The organism is Actinokineospora inagensis DSM 44258, from assembly GCF_000482865.1.
In the GTDB taxonomy this organism is placed as follows: Bacteria; Actinomycetota; Actinomycetes; order Mycobacteriales; family Pseudonocardiaceae; genus Actinokineospora; species Actinokineospora inagensis.
The window spans coordinates 36,924-56,403 of sequence record NZ_AXWW01000050.1 but is presented as its reverse complement, the minus strand read 5'-3'; the positions used below and the strand labels follow the sequence as shown (position 1 = coordinate 56,403).

The window sequence follows — 19,480 nt, the reverse complement described above, 5'->3', positions numbered from 1 at the left end:
AACGTCCCACGATGTCCCGGCTCCCCCAGCCGCCCGCACCCGCCGAGATGAAGACGCTGTTGCGCGTGGACGAGGACGTCGTCGCGCTGCACACCGGCACCCACCTGGTCCGCGTGTTCGCCGCGGCGGGCGCGCACCGGCAGCGGTGGAACTCGTTCCGCTACACCGGTCCGCTGCCGCATGCCCGGTTCGACCCGCAGCCGCTGGGCCCCGAGGGCGGCCCGGCGACCGCGCCCGGCCACGGCGTGCTCTACTTCGGACTGAGCGTGCGCACCAGCATCGCCGAGGTGTACCAGCAGACGTCCGTGGTCGACCGCACCACCCGCAAGCCGCACATGGTGGTGTTCCGGCCGCGCCGCACACTGCGGCTGCTCGACCTGTGCGGGTTGTGGCCGACCAGGGCGGGCGCGTCGCAGGAGATCTCCAGCGGCAGCAAGGCGATCACGCAGGCCTGGGCGCGGGCCATCCGGCAGGCGCACCCCGAGCTCGACGGGGTCTGGTACCGGTCCTCAATGGACAGTGGGGAACCGGCGGTGTGCCTGTGGGACCCGCCGGGCAGCGGCGCGCTGCCGCGCACCCCGGACGTGCTGCTGCCACTGGACTACCCCGGTCTGGACCTGCCGCTGGCCAGGGTGTGCGAGGAGCTCAACTACACCCTGCTCTGAGTCCGATCCGAGTGGGAAACCGGAAAGCACACGGTTCGCAGCCGGTGGGCGAACGCCCTCGCCCACCGGCTGCGAACGGCCCGTGGTCCTACGCCAACCCCGGGCCGCACCTGTCTCACAGGTGCCGTGACCACCACCGCAATACCTCGCGGAAACGTTGCTCGCGGTGGCGGGGCTTACCGGACCGGGTCAGCTCGTGGCCCTCGCCCGGGAAGAGGATGAGTTCGGCGTCGACCCCGCCGCGGCGCAGCGCCACGTACATCCGCTGGGCCTGCTCGACCGGGCAGCGCCAGTCGGTCTCGGAGTGGACGACGGCGAACGGGACGGTGATCCGGTGCGCGTGCGCGAGCGGGCTGCTCGCGAGGTGGTCGGCCGGGTCGGGACCGAGGTAGGCGTCGGCGAACCACCAGCCGATGTCGGAACTGCCGACGAAGGAGTCCCAGGCGTTGACCGCGCGCTCGCTCCACGCGGCGCGGAACCGCCCGCCGTGGTGCGCGGCCAGCCAGCCGGTCATCCAGCCGCCGTAGGACCCGCCCATGACCCCGACCCTGGTGGCGTCGACGTCCGGGCGCTCCAGGGCGGCGTCCAGGACGGACAGCACGTCGTCGACGTCGACGGTGCCCATGGCGCGCAGGATCGCGCGGCCGTGCGCCTGGCCGTACCCGGCCGAACCGCGCGGGTTGCCCAGCACCACGGCGTAGCCCGCGGCGGCGCAGACCTGGGCCTCGTCGAACACGCCCCAGTGGTAGTACGCGAACGGGCCGCCGTGCACCATCAGCAGGACCGGGTGCGGGCCGTCGCCCTCGGGCAGCACGATCCAGCCGTGGGTGGCGTAGCCGTCGGGGGCGACGGCCTTGATCTCGACCGGCTGGCGCACCCGGCCGCGCAGCCCGGCGGAGAAGTCGGTCAGCCTGCGGCTCGTGTCGTTCTCGACCAGCACGACCTCACCCGCGGTGTCCCAGGTGGACACCGTGCAGACCACCCGGTCGCCGTCGGCGGCGAACCCGCGCACCACGGCCTGCTCGCCCGCGACCACCGCCAGCTCGGTCAGGGTCGCCCGGTCGGCGGTGGGCGGGACCCGGCGCAGCTCGACCGCGCCGCGGTTGCGCACGGCGACCAGCAGCCCCGAGGTGGTCTGGACCGCCGCGCCGGAGCTCGGCTCGATGTCGACGGTCTCCGGGTCGGTCAGCCTGCGCGGGGTGGCCGGGCCCGCGTCGAGTGCCAAGGGGACTGTCCACAGTCCCATGGTGCACGCGACGGCACCGACCCCGTCGAACGCCTCACCGAGGTAGGCGACCGTGCCGTCGGTCAGCACGACCGGCCGCTCGACCGTGCCCTCGCTGCGCGCGACCAGAACGGGCTCACCGCCGTCGACCGGGATCGCGTAGAGGTCGGTGTTCAGCGATTCCCGCTCGCCCCAGTCGCGCTTGGCGCGTACCAGCACGTGCTCGCCGGACGGCGCCCACACCGGGTGCGCCGGTTCACCGAGGCCGGTGGTGAGCCGTCGCGGCCGCGCGCCCGCCCGCTCGGTGTCCACTGTGAACAGTTGGGGTGGACGGTCGTGCAGGAACCCGACGCCGTCCAGCCGGTACTCCAGCCGGGTGATCACCCGGGGCGCCTCGGCCGCCGGGCCCGGGGTGTCGCCGTCCGCGGTGGGCACGCCGTAGCGGCCCGGCTCGGCAACCCGCGCCACGAAAGCGATCCGCCGCGAGTCCGGTGCCCACACCGGCGCGTCCGCGCCGAGCGGCGGCGCGGCCACCTCGCGCGGCTCGCCGCCGTCGACCGGCATCACGAACAGCCGCGCGGGCGAAGCAGCGTCAGTGGACCGGAGGAACGCGACTTGGCGGCCGTCCGGGGACAGCGCGGGGGCCTGGTCGCGGAACCCGTGGCTGAAGGCCCGAACATCGCCGCCGCCAAGACCGACCCGGTGCAGGGCGCCGGTGTAGGCGTTCCCCGCCAAGTCCGGGGTGGCGAGACCGACCAGGAGCAGGTCCCCGCGCAACGCGGGCGCGCCGGGCGTCGCCATCAGTTCGATGTCCTCTGGGCGCACGCGATGACCGTACCCGAGTTTCCGTAATCCCCAGGACCCCTCGATTATTCCCACTCGTCCACAGAAAAGCGGTTGTGCATGGGTTTGGACCGCTTTTCCGGGTGGACCGGCCGACCGCCAAGCCGGACTGTCGGGGTTCCGCTCAGTGCCGGTGTTCCACCGGTTCACCCGATTCGGTCGCGGATTCCCGGGCGGGGGAATCAGTCGCCGTGGATTCGGCGGTTCCCGCCGCGATCGCCCGCGCTTCGTCCCGCTTGGACTTGAGCAGGCTGGCCACCGTGGTGATGGCCAGCACGCCCACGATGACCGCCAGCGACACGAGGATGTCCGGCACCGGCACCCCGATCGGCTCGCCGCCGTTGAGGAACGGCAGCGAGTTGTCGTGCAACGCCTCCAGCACCAGCTTCACGCCGATGAACGCGAGGATGACCGCGAGACCGGCCGAGAGGTAGACCAGCCTGCGCAGCAGACCGCCGAGCAGGAAGTAGAGCTGGCGCAGCCCCATCAGGGCGAACGCGTTGGCGGCGAAGACCAGGAAGGGGTGCTTGGTGAGGCCGAAGATGGCCGGGATGGAGTCCACAGCGAACAGCAGGTCCGCGGTGCCGATGGCGATCATCACGATGAACATCGGGGTGACGAACAGCTTGCCGCCGCGCTTGACGAACGAGTTCGCGCCGTCGTAGCTCTCGGTCACCGGGAGGACCTTGCGGGCCAGCCGGGTGAGCGCGTTCTCGTGGTAGTCATCGTCGTCGTCACCGCTGCCGCCGAGGCCCTGCCGGGACAGGTTCCACGCCGTGTAGATCAGGAACGCGCCGAAGAGGTAGAAGACCCAACTGAACTTCGCGATCGCGACCGCGCCGACGGCGATGAACCCGCCGCGCATGACCATGGCCAGCAGGATGCCGATCAACAGCACCTTGTGCTGGTGTATCACCGGCACCTTGAACGCGGACATGATGATGAGGAAGACGAACAAGTTGTCCACCGACAACGAGTACTCGGTGATGTACCCGGCGAAGAACTCACCGGCGTGCGCGCCGCCCGCGAAGGCCCAGATGACACCGCCGAACAGGGCGGCGCAGGCGATGTAGAAGGCGACCCAGCGGCCCGCCTCGCCCACCGTCACCTCGTGCGGGTGCCGATCCACGATGAACAGGTCGACGGCCAGGAGCACGAGCAGGCCACCGATCGTGGCGAACCACGCCCAGACGGGGACAACCATGGGACAAACCTCCGGTTACGGACACACGCCGACAACCGGAGGTCTCTTCCGCCGCCTCCGGATGACCCGATCACGGCCGCCGGTCCCGGGACCCTGGGGTCCGTGCTGACGACACCGGCGCGAAGGAATACTCCCCTCCGACACACTTCTCGATGTCCGATTCTTCCCTGTTTCGCCGCTGCGCACCACCCGACCCGGGGGTTTCCCCGGTTGGCTGGATCACAAACGGCCTGCCGGGCGCGGTCCGGAACCCGCGTGATCACCCGCCCACCTGCGTTGATCGCGGACAGTGCCGGGGCGACCACCGCCCAAGATCCATCCGCTGGACGGGGGCGCGGCCCGCGGGGGAACACAAAGAGCACTCTCAGGATTCGGCGGATAGGTTCGGCACGTGCCCTCCATCCCCCGGCCGAAGCCCCGGCAGATCCTGGTCGCGGCGGTGGTCGTCGTGTTGGCGGCCGCCGGTGTCGTCTGGTTGAACTCCGGCAGCGCGCCCGAGCCGGTCACCACCCGTGAGGCGTTCCTGACGGTCCAGAGCGGACCCGACCGGGACCAGCCGATCCGACTCGACACGACGCTGTACCTGCCCAAGACGACGCCCGCCCCGGCTGTGCTGGTCGCGCACGGGTTCGGCGGCAGCAAACAAAGCGTCGACGCCGACGCGCGCGAACTGGCCCAGCGCGGGTTCGTCGCGCTCGCCTGGTCGGCGCGCGGGTTCGGCCGCAGCGAGGGGCAGATCGGGCTCAACGACCCGGACTACGAGGTCAACGACGCGCGGGGACTGGTCGACTGGCTGGCCACCCAGGCCGAGGTGACCGAGGACGGCCCCGGCGACCCCAGGGTGGGCGTGACCGGCGGTTCCTACGGCGGTTCGCTGTCGCTGCTGCTGGCCGGGCTGGACAAGCGGGTCGACGCGCTGGCCCCGGTGATCACCTACAACGACCTCGGCCAGGCGCTCATCCCGAACTCCGCGGGCCAAGCCGCCGGTACGGCCGCCGCGAACCCGTACAGCGCCAACGGCGTCTTCAAGCGCTCCTGGGCGGGCATCTTCTTCGCGGCGGGCATGGGGGCGGCCGGGCTGGCCAACCCGACCGGCGACGCGGCCGAGGCGGGCACGCAGGACGACAGCGCCGGGTCGACGAGTGGGACCGTGTCCGTGCCGGACACCCCGTCGGCGGGCGAGGGGGCGCGGCAGCAGGCCACCGCCGACCCGTGCGGCCGGTTCACCCCGGCGGTGTGCCGGGCGTACGCGCAGGTCGCGACCACCGGCAAGGCCGACGAGGCGACCACCGACCTGCTCAGCCGGGTCTCCCCGGCGTCGGTCACCAGCAAGATCACCCAGCCGACCATGCTGGTGCAGGGCGAGCAGGACACCCTGTTCGGGCTCGACCAGGCGGACGCCACGGCGCGGCAGGTCAGCGCGGCGGGCGGCAAGGTCAAGGTCGTCTGGTACACCGGCGGCCACGACGGCGGCAACCCGGGCCCGGAACTGCGCGGGGAGATCGCCGACTGGTTCGACTTCCACCTGCGCGGCAAGGGCACCGACCCGGGCACCGGCTTCGAGTACGCGGTGCAGGGAGCGCTCAGGGCCCAGGGCGCCCCGTCGGTGCGGACGGTCAGCGCGGGCGCGTACCCGGGGCTCGGCGGTGGCCAGGCGGCGCAGCGGCGCGAGATCCCCGTGTCAGGGCGCGAGCAGACGGTGGTGAACCCGCCGGGCGGCAACCCGGGCGCGATCTCCAGCATGCCTGGGCTCGGCTCGGTGCTCGGCGGCTCGTCGCGGCTCTCCGGCCGGGTCGCGATCGACCTGCCGGGGCAGGTGGCGCGGTTCCGCAGCGAGCCGATGACATCGCAGTTGCTGATCGCGGGCGCGAGCACCGTCCAGCTCAAGGTGTCGAGCGCGACGGGCGGCGCCCCGGACGGGGCGGTGCTGTTCGCGAAGCTGTACGACGTCGGCTCGGACGGGTCGCGGACGCTGCCGGGGTCGGCGGTGTCCGCGCTGCGCACTCCCCCGCTGCCCGCGGACGGGTCGCCGGTCGAGGTGGCGGTGTCGCTGCCCGGGATCGTGCGCCCGATCGAGGCCGACCACCGGATCGAGCTGGCGATCTCGACCACGGACCAGGCGTACGCGGCGCAGACCGCGTCCGCCGCGTACAAGATCTCCCTGGCCCCCGGCGGTGAACTGGCGGTCCCGGTGGTGCCGGGTACCCGGTCGAGCACCGCGCCGCCCGCCACCCCGCTGATCGGGATCGCGGTCGTGCTGGTCCTGGTGCTGGCCGCGGTCGTCTGGGGTGTGCTGCGGCGCCGCCGCGAGGACGACGTCGACCCGGACCTGGCGGACGTGCCGCTGGTGATCGAGGACCTGTCGAAGTCGTACCCGGGCGGGTTGAAGGCGGTGAACTCGCTGTCGTTCCGGGTGGAGCCGGGGCAGGTGCTCGGGCTGCTCGGCCCGAACGGCGCGGGCAAGACGACCACGCTGCGGATGCTGATGGGCCTGATCCGGCCGACCGGCGGCACCATCCGGGTGTTCGGGCACCGGGTCCGCGCGGGCGCCCCGGTGCTCTCCCGGATCGGGTCGTTCGTTGAGGGCGCCGGGTTCCTGCCGCACCTGTCCGGCCGGGCGAACCTGGACCTGTACTGGGCGGCGACCGGCCGACCGGCGGAGCGGGCGCACTTCGACGAGGCGCTGGAGATCGCGGGCCTCGGCGCGGCGGTCGACCGGAAGGTGCGCACGTACAGCCAGGGCATGCGCCAGCGGCTGGCCATCGCGCAGGCCATGCTCGGCTTCCCGGACCTGATGGTGCTCGACGAGCCGACCAACGGCCTCGACCCGCCGCAGATCCACCAGATGCGCGAGGTGCTGCGCCGGTACGCCGCGACCGGGCGCACGGTGGTGGTGTCCAGCCACCTGCTGGCCGAGGTCGAGCAGGCCTGCGACCACGTGGTGGTCATGCACAAGGGCAGGCTGGTCGCGGCGGGCGCGGTCGAGGACATCGTGGCGGGCGGCGGCGAGGCCACCTTCCGGGTCGACGACCCGACGGCGGCCGCGGCGGCGCTGCACGGGGTCACCGGCGTTCAGGCGGTCACGGTCGAGGGCGACCTCGTGCACGCGGACCTGGACGGGCTACCCCGGTCGGCGGCGCTGGCCACGCTGGTGCGGGCCGGGGTGGCGGTGGAGCAGGCGGGGCCGCGGCGGCGCCTGGAAGACGCGTTCCTGCAACTGGTCGGAGAGGAGCCGTCGGCGTGAGCGAGAACGGCGAGGTGAAGGCCAAGGTCTCGGTGCCCGCGACCGTCGGCACCGAGAACGTGAGCACGGTGCACACCGATCCGGCGGCCATCGACGAGATGGTGGACGCGGCGTCGCACGAGCACGTGGGTTCCGGCGCGGACGGGTCGGTCAACGGGTTCCGGCAGGGGCGGACGCTGCCGCTGCGGGTCGAGTTGGCCCGGCAGTTGCGGCGGCGGCGAACCCAGTTGCTGCTCGGGTTCCTGGTGCTGCTGCCGTTCATCCTGTGGGCGGCGTTCGAGTTCGGGAAGAACGGAAACAACCAGCGGTCCGGCGGGTTCGTCGACCTGGCGACGGCGAGCGCGCCGAACTTCGTGGTGTTCGTGCTGTTCGCGGCCGGGAGCTTCCTGCTGCCGATGATCGTGGCGCTGTTCTTCGGCGACACGATCGCCTCGGAGGCGTCGTGGTCGAGCCTGAAGTACCTGCTGGCGATGCCGATCCCGCGCGGGCGGCTGCTGCGGCAGAAGGCGCTGACGTCCGGTCTGCTGTCGGTGTTCGCCCTCGTCCTGCTGCCCGCGGTGGCGCTGCTGGTCGGGGTGGTCTTCTACGGTGCGGGCGAGGCGGTGAGCCCGACCGGTGACGCGATCACCTTCTCGGACTCGTTGCTGGCCATGGTGTTCGCCGTCGTCTACATCGTGGTGAACCTGCTGTGGGTGGCCGGGTTGGCGATCTTCCTGTCCGTGACGACCGACGCGCCGCTCGGCGCGGTCGGCGGCACCGTGCTGGTGGCGATCCTGTCGCAGATCCTCGACCAGATCACCGCCCTCGGTAACGCGCGCGACTACCTGCCGACGCATTTCTCGTTCGCCTGGTCCGACCTGATCTCCACCGACATCGACTGGTCCGACATGACCCGCGGCGCGTTCTCCGCACTGACCTACGCGGCGATCTTCGGGCTGTTGGCCGCCCGCCGGTTCCGCACCAAGGACATCACAAGCTAGTGACGGTTTTCGTGGTTCACGCGGGTGAAGACCCGCCAGCGGAATGGTCGGCGAGCGTGTTCCTGGCGGGGCCGACCCCGCGTTCCCCCGACGTGCCCTCGTGGCGTCCCGCGGCGTTGGCGGAGATCGAGGCGCGGTGGTCGGGTCCCGGTGTTCTGGTCGTATTCGTGCCGGAACCCGCGACCGGGGTGTGGCCGGACTACGCGCACCAGCGGACGTGGGAATTGCGCTGGGGTGACCGCGCGGATGTCGTCCTGTTCTGGATTCCGCGCAGCGCCGTCATGCCCGCGCTCACCACCAATGACGAGTTCGGGCGGTGGAAGGACTCCGGGCGGGCCGTGCTGGGGACCCCGCCGGACGCGCCAAGTGTGCGCTACCAGCGCGCTTACGCGGGCGATGTCGGGATTCCGTTGGCGGACACGCTGTCCGGCACCATCGGACTCGCTCTCGACGCGCTGGGCGAAGGTGCTTCGCGGCGCGGTGGGGAACGGTTCGTACCGTTGCGGGTGTGGCGGACACCAGGATTCCGGCGGTGGTTGTCGTCACAGGGCGAGAACCGGCTCGACGACGCGCGGCAGGTGTGGGTTTTCCCGGTGACCGGACCGATTGTGTTCTGGGCGCTGCGGGTGTGGATGTGGGTCGCGGCCGAGAACCGGGTCAAGGCCGGCGACATAGTGCTGTCCCGGCCCGATCTGGCCGCCGTCGTCGCCTATCTGCCCGGGGAAACCCCGTGGGACACCGAGGTTGTGCTCGTCCGGGAATTCCGCCCTTCGGCGCGAACCGGGTTCGTGCTGGAGTTGCCCAGCGGATCGCATCCCGACGTCGTCGAACCGATTTCCCTTGCCGCGCTTGAGTTCGGCGAGGAAACGGGGCTGGCGATCCCACCGGACCGGTTGGTGGCGCACTCGTCGCGGCAACTCGCGGCCACGATGAGCACGCACCAGCAGGCGGTGTTCTCCGTCGAGTTGACCGCCGCGGAAATGGACTCCTTGCGTTGTGCCGCGCCGGTTGTGGACGGCTCGGAGATCACGCACCCGGTCGTCTTGCGCGTCCGGGACCTGGTTTCGTCCGACTGCGCCGATTGGACCACTGTCGGCGCGGTGGCCGAGGTGCTGCTCCGCGCACCGTGATCGCTCCGCTACCGTTGTCCGGCGCGAGGGAGGCGAGCAGGCTGGACGAGGTCGACTACTACGAGTTGCTCGGGGTGCGGCGGGACGCCGGTGCCGCGGACATCAAGTCGGCGTTCCGGGCGCTGGCCAAGGTCATGCACCCCGACGCGGGTGGCACGGCGGGCACGTTCCGGCTGTTGAAGTCCGCCTACGAGACGCTGTCCGACCCCCGGCGGCGCGCCGAGTACGACTCGGGCATCGCCGAGCCCAAGCCACCGCCGCCCGCGCCCCGGCCCAAGCGGCGGATGTACCGCGACGAGCCCGCGTACATCCCGGAGGGCTGCGACGTGCCACCCACGTCGTTGCCGTGGTGGCACTTGACGAAACACCAGCCGCGCATCGGGTACGTGCGAACCCCCGGGCACGCGCCCGCCATCGGGATCGGCGTGGCCGCGGTCGTCTTGGCCGTGCCGTTGCTGCTGCCGGAGTGGCTGCCGCCGGTGCTGCTGGTGAGCTGGCTGGGGTTGATCGCGGCGGCGATCGCGGTCGCGGCACGGCTCGGGCGGTTGTACGCGGCGGCGGTGAAGGCGCAGCGGGCGGCGCTGGCGGAATTCGGCGAGCGCACGGTGTTCGGCGTCGCCGACGTCGAACCGGTGGGTGAGCGGCTGACCGCGGACATGCTGGTCACCTACCTGGGTCGGCTGCCGGGGGCGCGGGTGTTCCACGGGCTGTCCACACCGGGGTCGGTGTTCGCCGACGTCGAGCACGCCGTGCTGTGCGGGCACCGGCTCGTGCTGGTCGAGTCGAAGCTGTGGCTACCCGGGCACTACGAGATCGACGACGACGGGTCGCTGTGGCGCAACGACCACGCGTTCCGGGGCGGGTCGACGGAGCTGTCCACCGCGGTGGCGGCGTTCGGGGAGCACCTGCCGGGCGTGCAGGTCCGCGGCGTCGTGTTGGTCTACCCCAGCCGTTCCGGCGAGGTGACCACCGACCCCGCCGCCGGTCGGGGCGTCTCGCTGATGACACCGGGCTCGTTCGTCGAGGAGGTCGGCACCTGGCTGGCGGCCGACTGCGCGACCGTCGACCACCACGTCCTACGGGCCGTCCGCGCCCAGGTGGTCCGCGAACCGGCCGCCTGAACCACCGCGCCTGAACCAACCCCGCCCGATTTACCGCGTCTGGTTCACCATCTCCGGTTCACCGGGTGAAGATCTCCCGGAGCCCGGCCGCGAATCCGGTCGGGCGGGTCATCGGGCCGACGTGGTCGCCGGGAACGATGTCGACCGGGATTCCCAACTCGGCGCCGAGGCCCAGTGCGCACCGGTGCGGAAACGCGTGGGCCGACTTCTCCCCCGCCGCGGGAATGATCCTATCGGCGGCTGACCGAATGGCTTCGACGGCCAATCGGTACCGGTGCACGGCGGGCGCGTCCCGGTCGAGGAAAAGCCGCTGGTTGGCGAAATCGCGCGGGCCGGGCGGCTCGGCGACGACATCCGGCTCGGTATCCGAGTGGTCCATCGCCAGCGCGGCGGCCACCTCCCTCCACTGTGGACCAGACTGCTCCATCTCCGCCTGGATCCCCCGGCTCTCCGCCCGCTCGGCGGCGGGCAGGAACTGCGGCAGCGGCGGCTCGTGCGCCACCAGCAGGCGGACCCGGTCGGGGTGGCGCAGGAGCAGGTCCAACCCGATGACGGCGCCCAGGCTGCTGCCGAAGACCAGCGCGGGCTCACCGGTCACCGCGGCCAGCACCCGCGCGGCGTCATCGGCGTGCCCACCGATCCCCGGGTCCTCGCCGGGATCGTCCTGGGTGCTGCGGGAGAGCCCGCGCCGGTCGAACGTGACCACCTGGAAGTCCGCGGCCAAGCGGTCGGCGAGGGCGGCCAGGGAATCGGCGTCTCCCCCACCGCCGGGCATCAGCAGCAGGGTGGGGCCTGCGCCCCGGACCTCGTAGTACAGGGCGGCACCGGGCGCGGCGAGAGCGGGCATGTGGTGACGATAGAGCACACACCCCGCCCCGATGGGGATTATCCGACCATGTGGGACTGTTGGATTCCTGGGACCGGGGCGCGGATCAGCTCCCCTGGCACACCAGCCACTTGCCGGATTCCTCGACCATGGAGTAGGTGCGCCGGTCGGTGTTCGTGGTGGCCGAGTCGGTGGCCAGGACGGTGAAGGTGGGCGGGTCGGCGGACTCGTCGACCCGTTCCAGCGAGAGGTGGGCGCCCGCGCGCAGGAACAGGTCCGCGGCCCGGGACCGGTTCTGGGTGCAGGTGACCTCTTGCAGCGCGGAGACGTCGGCGACATTGACGGCATCGACGAAGTCGCGGGCGGTGGTCGTCGGGTCGGCGGAACCGGCGCTGAAGATCAGCACACCGGAGACGACCACGGCGGCCACGACGACGACACCGCCGCCGATGACCAGCAACCGCTTGCGGCTGGGCAGCCGGGGCGCCACCTTCGGCCTGCTGACGACCGGTTTGACGGGGGCGGGCGCGGTCGGGCGGGGTCTGGCCGGGACCGGGTCGCCCGACCAGGTCGCCTCCGGCGGCGGGACGCGACGCTCGTTGAACTCGCGGTTTTCGTGGCGCACCAGGGTGGTCCAGGCCTGACCGTCCCAATAGCGCTTCTCCACCCGGCGCTCCGGGTCGGGTTGCCAACCGGGGGCGAGGACCTTCTCGACCTCGGCGGCCAACGGGGGCGGTAAGTCGGTGCGGGCGCGCATCCGCACCAGCAGTCCCCACACGGCGGCCCGCTCGCCTTCGTCGCGCAGCCGCAACCGCAACTGGCGGACCAGTTCGCGCAGCTCGGTCGGGTCCAGTTGGGGCTCGTCGAGCCGTTGGCGGATCGGGTCGAGGTAGGGGACGGCCGGGTCCAGGGGCAGCGGGTCCGGCAGCGGCGGCGCCGGGGGCAAGGCCAGCAAGGCGCCGCGCAGCTTGGGGATCCGCTGGCTGATGTCCAAACCCGACGGTTCGAACAGCGGCGCGGTCTCGGCCTCCGGCGGCAACCCCGTCGCCGCGGCGGACACGAGCAGCACCGGGCGGCGCAGGGCGCGCGCGTAGCGGAGGGTGGCCAGGCACCCGGGTGAACGGACCGCCGCCGGGGAGGTCACCAGGATGAACACGTCGCACCGGCGGACCCGGTGCAACACGCCATCCCACCAGTGCGCCCCGGTGGGCTCACCGCGATCGAGGGCGACCTGCCGCCCGAGTTGGGCCAGGTCGGCGCGAAGTGCCGCCGCGACATCTCGGTCGGACGGCGCGTGGCTGACGAACACCTGCATGCTCTTACTCCGCTACTGCGCTAATCGGCGGTCAGCGACCCGACAGCGCCCGGCTGATGTCGCACACCCTCCACGCGCCGTTCTCGTCGACTAGGGGAATGCGCAACCGCACCGACGTGGCGCCCACGGTGCGGGTGGCGAGAACAGTGAACCGGGGATCGGACCCGCTCACGTCGACACTTTCGAGGGTTACGTTAGCCGCGTCAAGGAACGCCGTGTAGAGATGGGCGTTCTGTTGACGATCAGTCGCGCACACGAACTGCTGCATGGCGTTGGCGTCGTGCGTGTTGACCGCGTCGACGAAGTTGCGGGCGATCTGGGTGGCCGCGTCCTCACCCGGCCCCGAGTTCAGCACCATGACCGCGGCCGTGACACCCGCGGCGAGAACAACCGCGGCACCGGCGCCGGCGAAGAGGAGTTTTTGCCGCTTGGACCGCGGTTTGCGCATCTTGTGCCCGATCCGCTCCGGACGCTTGCGCACGGGCTCCGGCTCGGGTTCCGCGGTGACGACGGGCAACGGGCCGGAGTGGTGCGGCGCGTGCGGGTGCAGCCGGGTGGGTTGGTTGCGGTCGTTGAACTCCCGGCCGTTCTGCACGACCAGGGTGGTCCAGCTCTGTCCGTCCCAGTAGCGGCCCTCGTAGAGCTCGCGCGGGTCCGGCTGCCAGCCCGGCGCCAGGATGTTCTCCACCGCGTTGGCGACCGGGCGGCTCAGCTCCGGCCGGTCGCGCAGCCGCACCAGCAGGTCCCAGACGTCCGCGCGTTCGTCCGGGTTGTCCATCCGGTCGCGCAGTTGGACGAGCAGTTCCCGCTGCGCCCGGTCGTCGAGCTCCGGGGAGTCGATGCGGGCGAGGTAGGCGTTCAGGTAGGAGGTGGGGATCTCGGGCTCCTGGGGCAGGCGGGCGGGGAGGGGACGGGCGGCGGGCAGCGCGCTGAGCGCCTTGCGCAGCCGGATCACGTTCTCCTCGGTCCGGTTGACGTAGTCGACGGGCGCGGGCAGGCCGTCGGGGATCGCGCCCCGGTCGACGGGTCGCACCAGCACCGGCAGGATCGGCCTGCGCAGCGCCGCCGCGTAGCGCAACTCGGCCAGGCACGCCTTGGAGCGCAACGAGTCCGGCGAGAGCGCGAAGGTGAACACGACGCAGCCCCGGACGTGGCTCAGCACGTCGTCCCACCAGTCCTGGCCGCCGTGGGCCTCGCGGTCGTACCACACCCGGTTGCCGAACCGCTCGAAGTCGGCGCGCAGCGAGGCGATCGACGCCTGGTCCCGACGGGCGTAGCTGATGAATACGTGCATCCTCGCTTCTCACGTTCACAGGCAGTAATTCGCGGGTGCACGCACGTTATGTGGGCCGTCTAGTGAAAGACAGGGACCAAAGGCCCTGGCGCGGCCCCGGCGACCGCGCTGCGTGGCCGGAAGAACGCAGGCCGGAGGCGGTGACCGGGATTCGGCGGGCATTCACTGAATGATCTTGTTTGCGGTCCGTGGTTGACCGCCGACCTCACCCGGATGTGATGGCACCCGATCACGCGGGGTTATCGAGTTGGCCGCCGCCGCGCCGGGCGGGCACGCTGGAACGGTGACCGAGTCGACCCTGCGCGCGCAGTTCCGCGGCCCGCTGCCCGCCGCCGTCGAGGCCCTGCCACCGGAGGCGGCCGCCGACCTGGCCGCCGCCCTCCGCGACGCGCGCGAACGGCAGGCCGCGCACCTGGCGGCGGCGACCGAGGACTCCCTGCGCCAACTCCCCCGCCTGCTGCGCCCCCTGGTCCGCCGGGCGTTGGGCCGGTGACCGGCACCGGCGCGGAGATCGCCAAGCTGGCCCGCCTGCTCGGCGAACCCGCCGACCGCTTCCACTACCTGGCCGACCTGTCCCCGGCCGACGTGCGCGCGGTGCGGGACCGGGCGACCGAGGTGCTGTTCGGGTCGAACCGGGTGTGGTTCGAGCGGATCGCGGTGGCCAGCAAACTGGTCCCGGCGGCGTTGACCGCGTCCATCGCGCAACGGTCGTTCGGCCCGCTGCTGAGCGCGCGGGTCGCGGGCGCGCTCGACCCCGAGCGGGCGGTGGACCTCGCCGGGCGGCTCCCGATCACGTTCCTGGCCGACGTCGCCGCCGAACTCGACCCCCGGCGGATCGCCCGGGTACTGCCCCTGCTGCCGGTCGACCGGGTGGTCGCCGTCGCCGGAGAACTCGTCCGCCGCCGCGACCACATCACCATGGGCCGCTTCGTCGGTGACCTCCCAGACCCGACCCTACGCGCCGTGGTGTCCGCTTTGGACGAAGAAGCGCTGCTGCGCACCGCCGTGTACACCGACAGCGTCGACCGGCTGCCGCACCTGTTCGCCCTGATCCCGGACGACCGCCTCCCAGCCGTCGCCACGGTCCTCTGCGACCCAACAGGAACCGATCTCCTACCGCTGTTGACGCACCTCGACACCCCCGGCCAAACCCGCCTCGCCCACGCACTGTCCACTCTGACCACCGCCCAACGCGACCACCTCGCCACCGCAACGGCCACAGTGGACAACCTCGGCCCCATCACCACGGCGCTCACACCATGACCGACCAGATCGCGTTCGCGCACTCAGTCGCCGAGGCCGTCCTCCACCGCTTCGGCCCCCTCACCCCACCCTGGCAAATCCTCGCCGCCGACCTGGACACCAACGTCTTCCCGTCGCCGTTCCTACCCACAAGCGTGGCGGTGACCCTGGGGAACGGCCGGAAACCAGAGATCGCGCTGTACCCGCTGATCACCGACACCGAAACAGCCGTGACCGAGTTGGCCGGCCAAATCCAAGACCACGTCATCGAGAGCACCGGCGGCCTCGCCCTACCCCGGTGCCCCGGACACCAACACCCCATGACTGCCCGCGTGGACAACGGCACCGCCTACTGGCTCTGCCCCGCCAACCCCACCCACCACCGCGAGCCCATCATCCCAACCTAAACCCCCGACGCCACACACACCCTGCCCACGGCCCGATCGCACTCACCGGCACACCCAGAACCAACCCACCGGACCCACGACCCCACCTACCCAAACCGCCACGTCACCACAACAAAACCGACTTCGACGGCACTCCAACCCGCCCCCGGGCGGCCCCACCCTTCCCGGGGGGCGTCCCCGAGGCCAGTCTACCGGTTGGTGAGCGCGGTGGCAGGGGAGGCGCCGATGCTGGGGACGGTTGGGGACGATGTGGACAACTGGTGGCCGGGTTCGGAGTGGACGGCAGGAGACTCCCGGGCTCGAGGGCGGCGAGGGCCGGGATGACCAGCACGGCCCGCAGGGGCTACTGGTGGAGCCAGGCGGACCAGTCGGCACGATTCGATCGCCAAGCCCGGCACACAGCACCTGACGGGGCTATCGCAAGCGGCGAGCCGGGGCGACGACATGATCTGTGGACGGCTTGTCGAGCACGGCGTCCGAGCCACCGACCTGGCAAGCCGCCGGGCGCAGCGCCCTCCGCCAGCACCGTAGGGCGCCTGATCACCCCACGAAACGGGGACCCAAGTGCCCAGCCGTCCTACTTCCGGTTGCGGAGGTAGTCGCTGACGACGGCGGTGCCCAGGCCGTCCACATCCGGGGCGACTACCCGGCCGCCGCCGCGGCGGGCGATGAGGTCGACGAACTCGGCGAGGCTGGGGTTGTCGCCGAGCATGAAGACGGTGACGGAGGCGCCGAGGCGGGCGAGGCTGTCTACTTCGGACAGGGTCTTGCGCAGGGTGGCCTGGGTGGTCGGGTAGTGGAAGACCGCTTCGCCGTCGGGTTCGAGGTGGGCGGTGGGTTCGCCGTCGGTGACGACCAGGACGACGGGGCGGGCGTCGGGGTTGCGGCGGAGGTGGCGGCCTGCCAGCAGCAGCGCGTGGTGCAGGTTGGTGCCCTGCTCCCAGACACCCTCCAACGCGGTCAGCTCTGCGATGTCCACTGTGGACGCGTGCCTGCCGAAGGTGATCAGTTGCAGCTCGTCGGAGCGGAACCGGGTGCTGATCAGGTGGTGCAGCGCCAGTGCCGTGCGCTTCATCGGGACCCAGCGCTCGTCCTGCACCATCGACCACGACGTGTCCACGCACAACGCCACCGCGGCGCGGGCGCGCTGTTCGGTCTCGGCGACCTCCACATCGGACACATCAAATCGGACTCGGCCGGAGCCGGTGGACAGCGTGCGCAGGACGGCGTTGCGGACCGTGCGTGGGACGTCCCACGGCTCGGTCGCGCCGAATGTCCACGGTTTGGTGGACCCGGTCAGTTCGCCCGCCGCGCCCGCCCGTGCCGTGTCCCGCTCGCCTCGGCGACTGCGCAAGCCGCCGATGACCTCCGACAGCGCCGTCTCGCCGAGCCGCCGCATTGCCTTGGGGGACAAGGTAAGCGTCCCATCGGGTGCCCGGTCGAGCAGGCCCTGGTTGCGCAGCTCCCGTTCCAGCTCCGCCAACCGGCGAGCGTCCACACCGGCCTCGCCGCCCAGTTGCCGTTGCAGCGCCTCCAGATCGATGTCCTCCAGCCGGGCACCCGGGTACGACTGTCCCAGTTGTTCGGCCAGACCGTCCAATTCGGCCAGGTCGGCCATCGCCTGGGCACCCTCGCCGAGCCCCAGCGGGTCCTTGCCGCGGAAGCGGGCCGACGACGTCCAGTCCTCGCCCGGCCGCAGCGCCCGCAGGTTCGCGTCGAGGGTGGCGACCTGGTCGGCGAACCGCGGGTCGCCGAACGCGCCCGCCATCAGCTCGGCGAGTTCTTGGCGCTGCTGCTCGGTCATCGAGTTCATCATCCGCTGGGCGGCGGCGGCGCGGGTGGCGAGCGCGTCGACGAGCTCCTCGACCGTGCTGGGGTTCTCCGGGAAGAACTCCCCGTGGTCGGCCATGAACCGGTCGAACCGCTCGTCGGTGTCGTCGCCGCGCAGGTGGGCCAGCAGCAGGTCGTTGAGGTCGGCCATCATCTGCCGGATGCGCTCGGTGTCCTCCGGCCGCATCTCGCCGAGGGCCTGCTTCATGCCCTGGAACCGGGACTCCATCAGCTCCTGGCCGAGCTTCTCCCGGATCTGCTCGTACGCCTCGCGCGCGGCCTGCGAGCGCCAGTCGTAGTCGGCCAGGTCGCGCACCGCGGCGGCGGTACCGGAGGGCAGCGCGTCGAGCTGGGCCTCGCGGAACCGGGCGTCGTCGGACGGGTCCGGGAACAGCTCGGTCCGCTCCGCCGCCAGCGCCCGGTCCAGCAGCTCGCGGACCTCGGTGAGGGTGCCGTCGAGCCGGTGCCTGCGCTGGATGCGGGACCGGCGGTCCCACAGCCTGCGGGTCAGCTCGTCCAGCCCGGCCGTGTCACCCACCCCGCGGCGCAGCAGCTCCTGCAGCGCCGACCGGGGCGAGGCGCCCTCCATCACGTCCCGCCCCAGCGCCTCCAGCGCGGCCCGCAGGTCGACCGGCGGCGCGAGCGGGTCGGGCCCCTCGCGCCAGGGGCCGTAGCGGTAGCCCTCGGCGCTCACGGGCCGTACACCGCCTCCCCGTCGGCGGAGTCCTTGGCCAGTTTCCTGGTCAGGTACAGGTATTCCAGGGCCAGCTCGACGGCGGCGGCGATCCGGCCGGGCGGGTCGGTGGCCTTGACCTCCAGCCGGGCGGCGACCTCGTGCAGCAGCGGCAGCTCCGGCAGCGCGGCCAGCACCTCGCTGCCCGGGACCCGCTCGCCGGTGGCCACCAGGTGCCCGTCGACCACGGCGTCGACCAGCGGGCCGAGGTCGAGCCCGGCGAACCGGTCGCGGGCGGTCTCGGCGACCGCGCGGCGCAGCAGGTGGCTCAGGTGCTCGGTCTCCCTGCCCTCCTCACCCGACTCGAACTCCAGCTTGCCGCGCAGCACGGCGGGCACGGCCTCCAGGTCGATCGGGCGGGCCACCGCGGGTTCCTCGCCGACCAGCGCGGACCGGCGCAGCGCGGCGGCGGCCACCGTCTCGGCGGCGGCGACGGCGAACCGGGCGGACACCCCGGAGCGCTGGTCGATGGCGCTGGAGTCGCGCAGGTTGCGCACGAACCGGGCCAGCACCTCCAGCAGCGGGTCGCCGACCTCGGCCACCAGCTCGGCCTCTTGGCGCACCACGTCGACCTCGGCCTGCACGCCGCGCGGGTAGTGCGTGCGGACCTCGGCGCCGAACCGGTCCTTGAGCGGGGTGATGATCCGGCCGCGGTTGGTGTAGTCCTCGGGGTTCGCGGTGGCGATGAGCAGCACGTCCAGCGGCAGCCGCAGCGTGTAGCCGCGGATCTGGATGTCGCGTTCCTCCATCACGTTCAGCAGCGCCACCTGGATCCGCTCGGCCAGGTCGGGCAGCTCGTTCACCGTCACCACACCGCGGTGCGCGCGCGGCACCAGTCCGAAGTGGATGGTCTCGGGGTCGCCGAGGGTACGGCCCTCGGCCACCCGGATCGGGTCGACGTCGCCGATGAGGTCACCCACGGAGGTGTCCGGGGTGGCCAGCTTCTCCGTGTAGCGCTCGTCCCGGTGCCGCCAGGTCACCGGCAGGTCGGCACCCAGCTCGGCGGCCAGCCGGATCGAGCGCGGGGTGATCGGGGCCAGCGGGTGCTCACCCAGTTCGGCGCCCTCGATGACCGGGGTCCACTCGTCCAGCAGGCCCGCGACCGTGCGCGCGAGCCGGGTCTTGCCCTGTCCGCGTTCGCCGAGCAGCACCACGTCGTGCCCGGCGAGCAGGGCGCGTTCCAACTGCGGGAGCACGGTCTGGCCGAAACCGACGATGCCGGGCCACGGGTCGCGCCCCTCGCGCAGGGCGGCGAGCAGGTTGCCGCGGATCTCGGCCTTGACGCCCCGGGGGGCGTGGCCTGCCGCACGGAGCTCGCCCGCGGTGCGGGGCAGGTGCGGCGGGGGCGGGTTCACAACTGTCACGCCTCGACGCTACGCAGGTTCGGCCGCGCGGTCGACGTGGAGCGACTCCAGCCGGGG

General features: G+C 72.1%; 15 protein-coding genes. 8 read left to right on the top strand and 7 right to left on the bottom strand.

Annotation, left to right across the window (positions count from 1 at the left end; all coding sequences use genetic code 11):
• Positions 1-11: 11 nt before the first annotated feature.
• Positions 12-665, top strand: coding sequence for an RES family NAD+ phosphorylase (locus tag H504_RS0119140; protein ID WP_026424090.1), 654 nt, complete (start codon positions 12-14; stop codon positions 663-665).
• A 115-nt stretch (positions 666-780) separates the two neighbouring features.
• On the opposite strand, the gene H504_RS0119135 is transcribed toward H504_RS0119140, so the two are convergent.
• Together H504_RS0119135 and H504_RS0119130 are read right to left on the bottom strand one after the other, a co-directional pair.
• Positions 781-2,715, bottom strand: coding sequence for a S9 family peptidase (locus tag H504_RS0119135; protein WP_026424089.1), 1,935 nt, complete (start codon positions 2,713-2,715; stop codon positions 781-783).
• A 142-nt stretch (positions 2,716-2,857) separates the two neighbouring features.
• Positions 2,858-3,937 (bottom strand): TerC family protein, encoded by a 1,080-nt coding sequence (locus H504_RS0119130; protein ID WP_026424088.1) that lies wholly within the window; start codon positions 3,935-3,937, stop codon positions 2,858-2,860.
• 391 nt (positions 3,938-4,328) lie between these two features.
• Here H504_RS0119130 and H504_RS0119125 point away from each other — a divergent pair, with 391 nt between their 5' ends.
• The 4 genes from H504_RS0119125 to H504_RS0119110 all read left to right on the top strand — a co-directional run bounded on the left by H504_RS0119125 (position 4,329) and on the right by H504_RS0119110 (position 10,412).
• Positions 4,329-7,181, top strand: coding sequence for an alpha/beta fold hydrolase (locus H504_RS0119125; protein WP_026424087.1), 2,853 nt, complete (start codon positions 4,329-4,331; stop codon positions 7,179-7,181).
• Positions 7,182-7,279: 98 nt separating this feature from the next.
• Complete coding sequence (locus H504_RS0119120; protein ID WP_051386034.1) at positions 7,280-8,161, top strand: ABC transporter permease; 882 nt, start codon at positions 7,280-7,282, stop codon at positions 8,159-8,161.
• Positions 8,161-9,291: a nucleoside 2-deoxyribosyltransferase domain-containing protein gene (locus H504_RS40245; RefSeq protein WP_026424085.1), complete on the top strand. Its 1,131-nt coding sequence runs from the start codon at positions 8,161-8,163 to the stop codon at positions 9,289-9,291. The genes H504_RS0119120 and H504_RS40245 overlap by 1 nt, the downstream gene beginning before the upstream one ends.
• Positions 9,288-10,412 carry a J domain-containing protein gene (locus tag H504_RS0119110; protein ID WP_245614357.1) on the top strand — a complete coding sequence of 375 codons (1,125 nt, stop codon included), beginning with the start codon at positions 9,288-9,290 and terminating at the stop codon, positions 10,410-10,412. The genes H504_RS40245 and H504_RS0119110 overlap by 4 nt, the downstream gene beginning before the upstream one ends.
• Positions 10,413-10,470: 58 nt before the next feature.
• On the opposite strand, the gene H504_RS35925 is transcribed toward H504_RS0119110, so the two are convergent.
• The 3 genes from H504_RS35925 to H504_RS0119095 form a co-directional block, all read right to left on the bottom strand.
• On the bottom strand, positions 10,471-11,259 hold the full coding sequence (locus tag H504_RS35925; protein WP_035304915.1) for an alpha/beta fold hydrolase: 789 nt from the start codon (positions 11,257-11,259) through the stop codon (positions 10,471-10,473).
• An 85-nt stretch (positions 11,260-11,344) separates the two neighbouring features.
• Positions 11,345-12,553, bottom strand: coding sequence for a toll/interleukin-1 receptor domain-containing protein (locus H504_RS0119100; protein WP_026424083.1), 1,209 nt, complete (start codon positions 12,551-12,553; stop codon positions 11,345-11,347).
• A gap of 31 nt (positions 12,554-12,584) precedes the next feature.
• Positions 12,585-13,847, bottom strand: coding sequence for an Rv0361 family membrane protein (locus H504_RS0119095; protein WP_026424082.1), 1,263 nt, complete (start codon positions 13,845-13,847; stop codon positions 12,585-12,587).
• A gap of 283 nt (positions 13,848-14,130) precedes the next feature.
• On the opposite strand from H504_RS0119095, the gene H504_RS0119090 reads away from it, so the two are divergent.
• The 3 genes from H504_RS0119090 to H504_RS0119080 are packed head-to-tail and all read left to right on the top strand — an operon-like array spanning position 14,131 to position 15,496.
• Entirely contained in the window at positions 14,131-14,340 is a 210-nt protein-coding gene (locus H504_RS0119090) for a hypothetical protein (RefSeq protein WP_026424081.1), read from the top strand.
• Entirely contained in the window at positions 14,337-15,110 is a 774-nt protein-coding gene (locus tag H504_RS35920) for a hypothetical protein (protein ID WP_051386032.1), read from the top strand. The genes H504_RS0119090 and H504_RS35920 overlap by 4 nt, the downstream gene beginning before the upstream one ends.
• A complete protein-coding gene (locus H504_RS0119080) occupies positions 15,107-15,496 on the top strand; it encodes a hypothetical protein (protein ID WP_026424080.1) in 390 nt (129 codons plus the stop codon). The genes H504_RS35920 and H504_RS0119080 overlap by 4 nt, the downstream gene beginning before the upstream one ends.
• A 577-nt stretch (positions 15,497-16,073) precedes the next feature.
• Here the strand turns inward: H504_RS0119080 and H504_RS0119075 are convergent.
• Complete coding sequence (locus tag H504_RS0119075) at positions 16,074-18,020, bottom strand: vWA domain-containing protein (RefSeq protein WP_026424079.1); 1,947 nt, start codon at positions 18,018-18,020, stop codon at positions 16,074-16,076.
• The gene (locus H504_RS0119070) at positions 18,017-19,414 is read right to left on the bottom strand and encodes an ATP-binding protein (protein ID WP_026424078.1); all 1,398 of its coding nucleotides are present in this window, start codon (positions 19,412-19,414) and stop codon (positions 18,017-18,019) included. Before H504_RS0119070 ends, H504_RS0119075 begins: the two co-directional genes overlap by 4 nt.
• Positions 19,415-19,480: the final 66 nt, after the last annotated feature.

Bases quoted from the DNA above. Each gene is read 5' to 3' on its own strand.
- H504_RS0119100 (WP_026424083.1), bottom strand. From the start codon at position 12,553: ATGCAGGTGTTCGTCAGCCACGCGCCGTCCGACCGAGATGTCGCGGCG.
- H504_RS0119130 (WP_026424088.1), bottom strand. From the start codon at position 3,937: ATGGTTGTCCCCGTCTGGGCGTGGTTCGCCACGATCGGTGGCCTGCTC.
- H504_RS0119080 (WP_026424080.1), top strand. From the start codon at position 15,107: ATGACCGACCAGATCGCGTTCGCGCACTCAGTCGCCGAGGCCGTCCTC.
- H504_RS0119095 (WP_026424082.1), bottom strand. From the start codon at position 13,847: ATGCACGTATTCATCAGCTACGCCCGTCGGGACCAGGCGTCGATCGCC.
- H504_RS0119120 (WP_051386034.1), top strand. From the start codon at position 7,280: ATGGTGGACGCGGCGTCGCACGAGCACGTGGGTTCCGGCGCGGACGGG.
- H504_RS35925 (WP_035304915.1), bottom strand. From the start codon at position 11,259: ATGCCCGCTCTCGCCGCGCCCGGTGCCGCCCTGTACTACGAGGTCCGG.
- H504_RS0119140 (WP_026424090.1), top strand. From the start codon at position 12: ATGTCCCGGCTCCCCCAGCCGCCCGCACCCGCCGAGATGAAGACGCTG.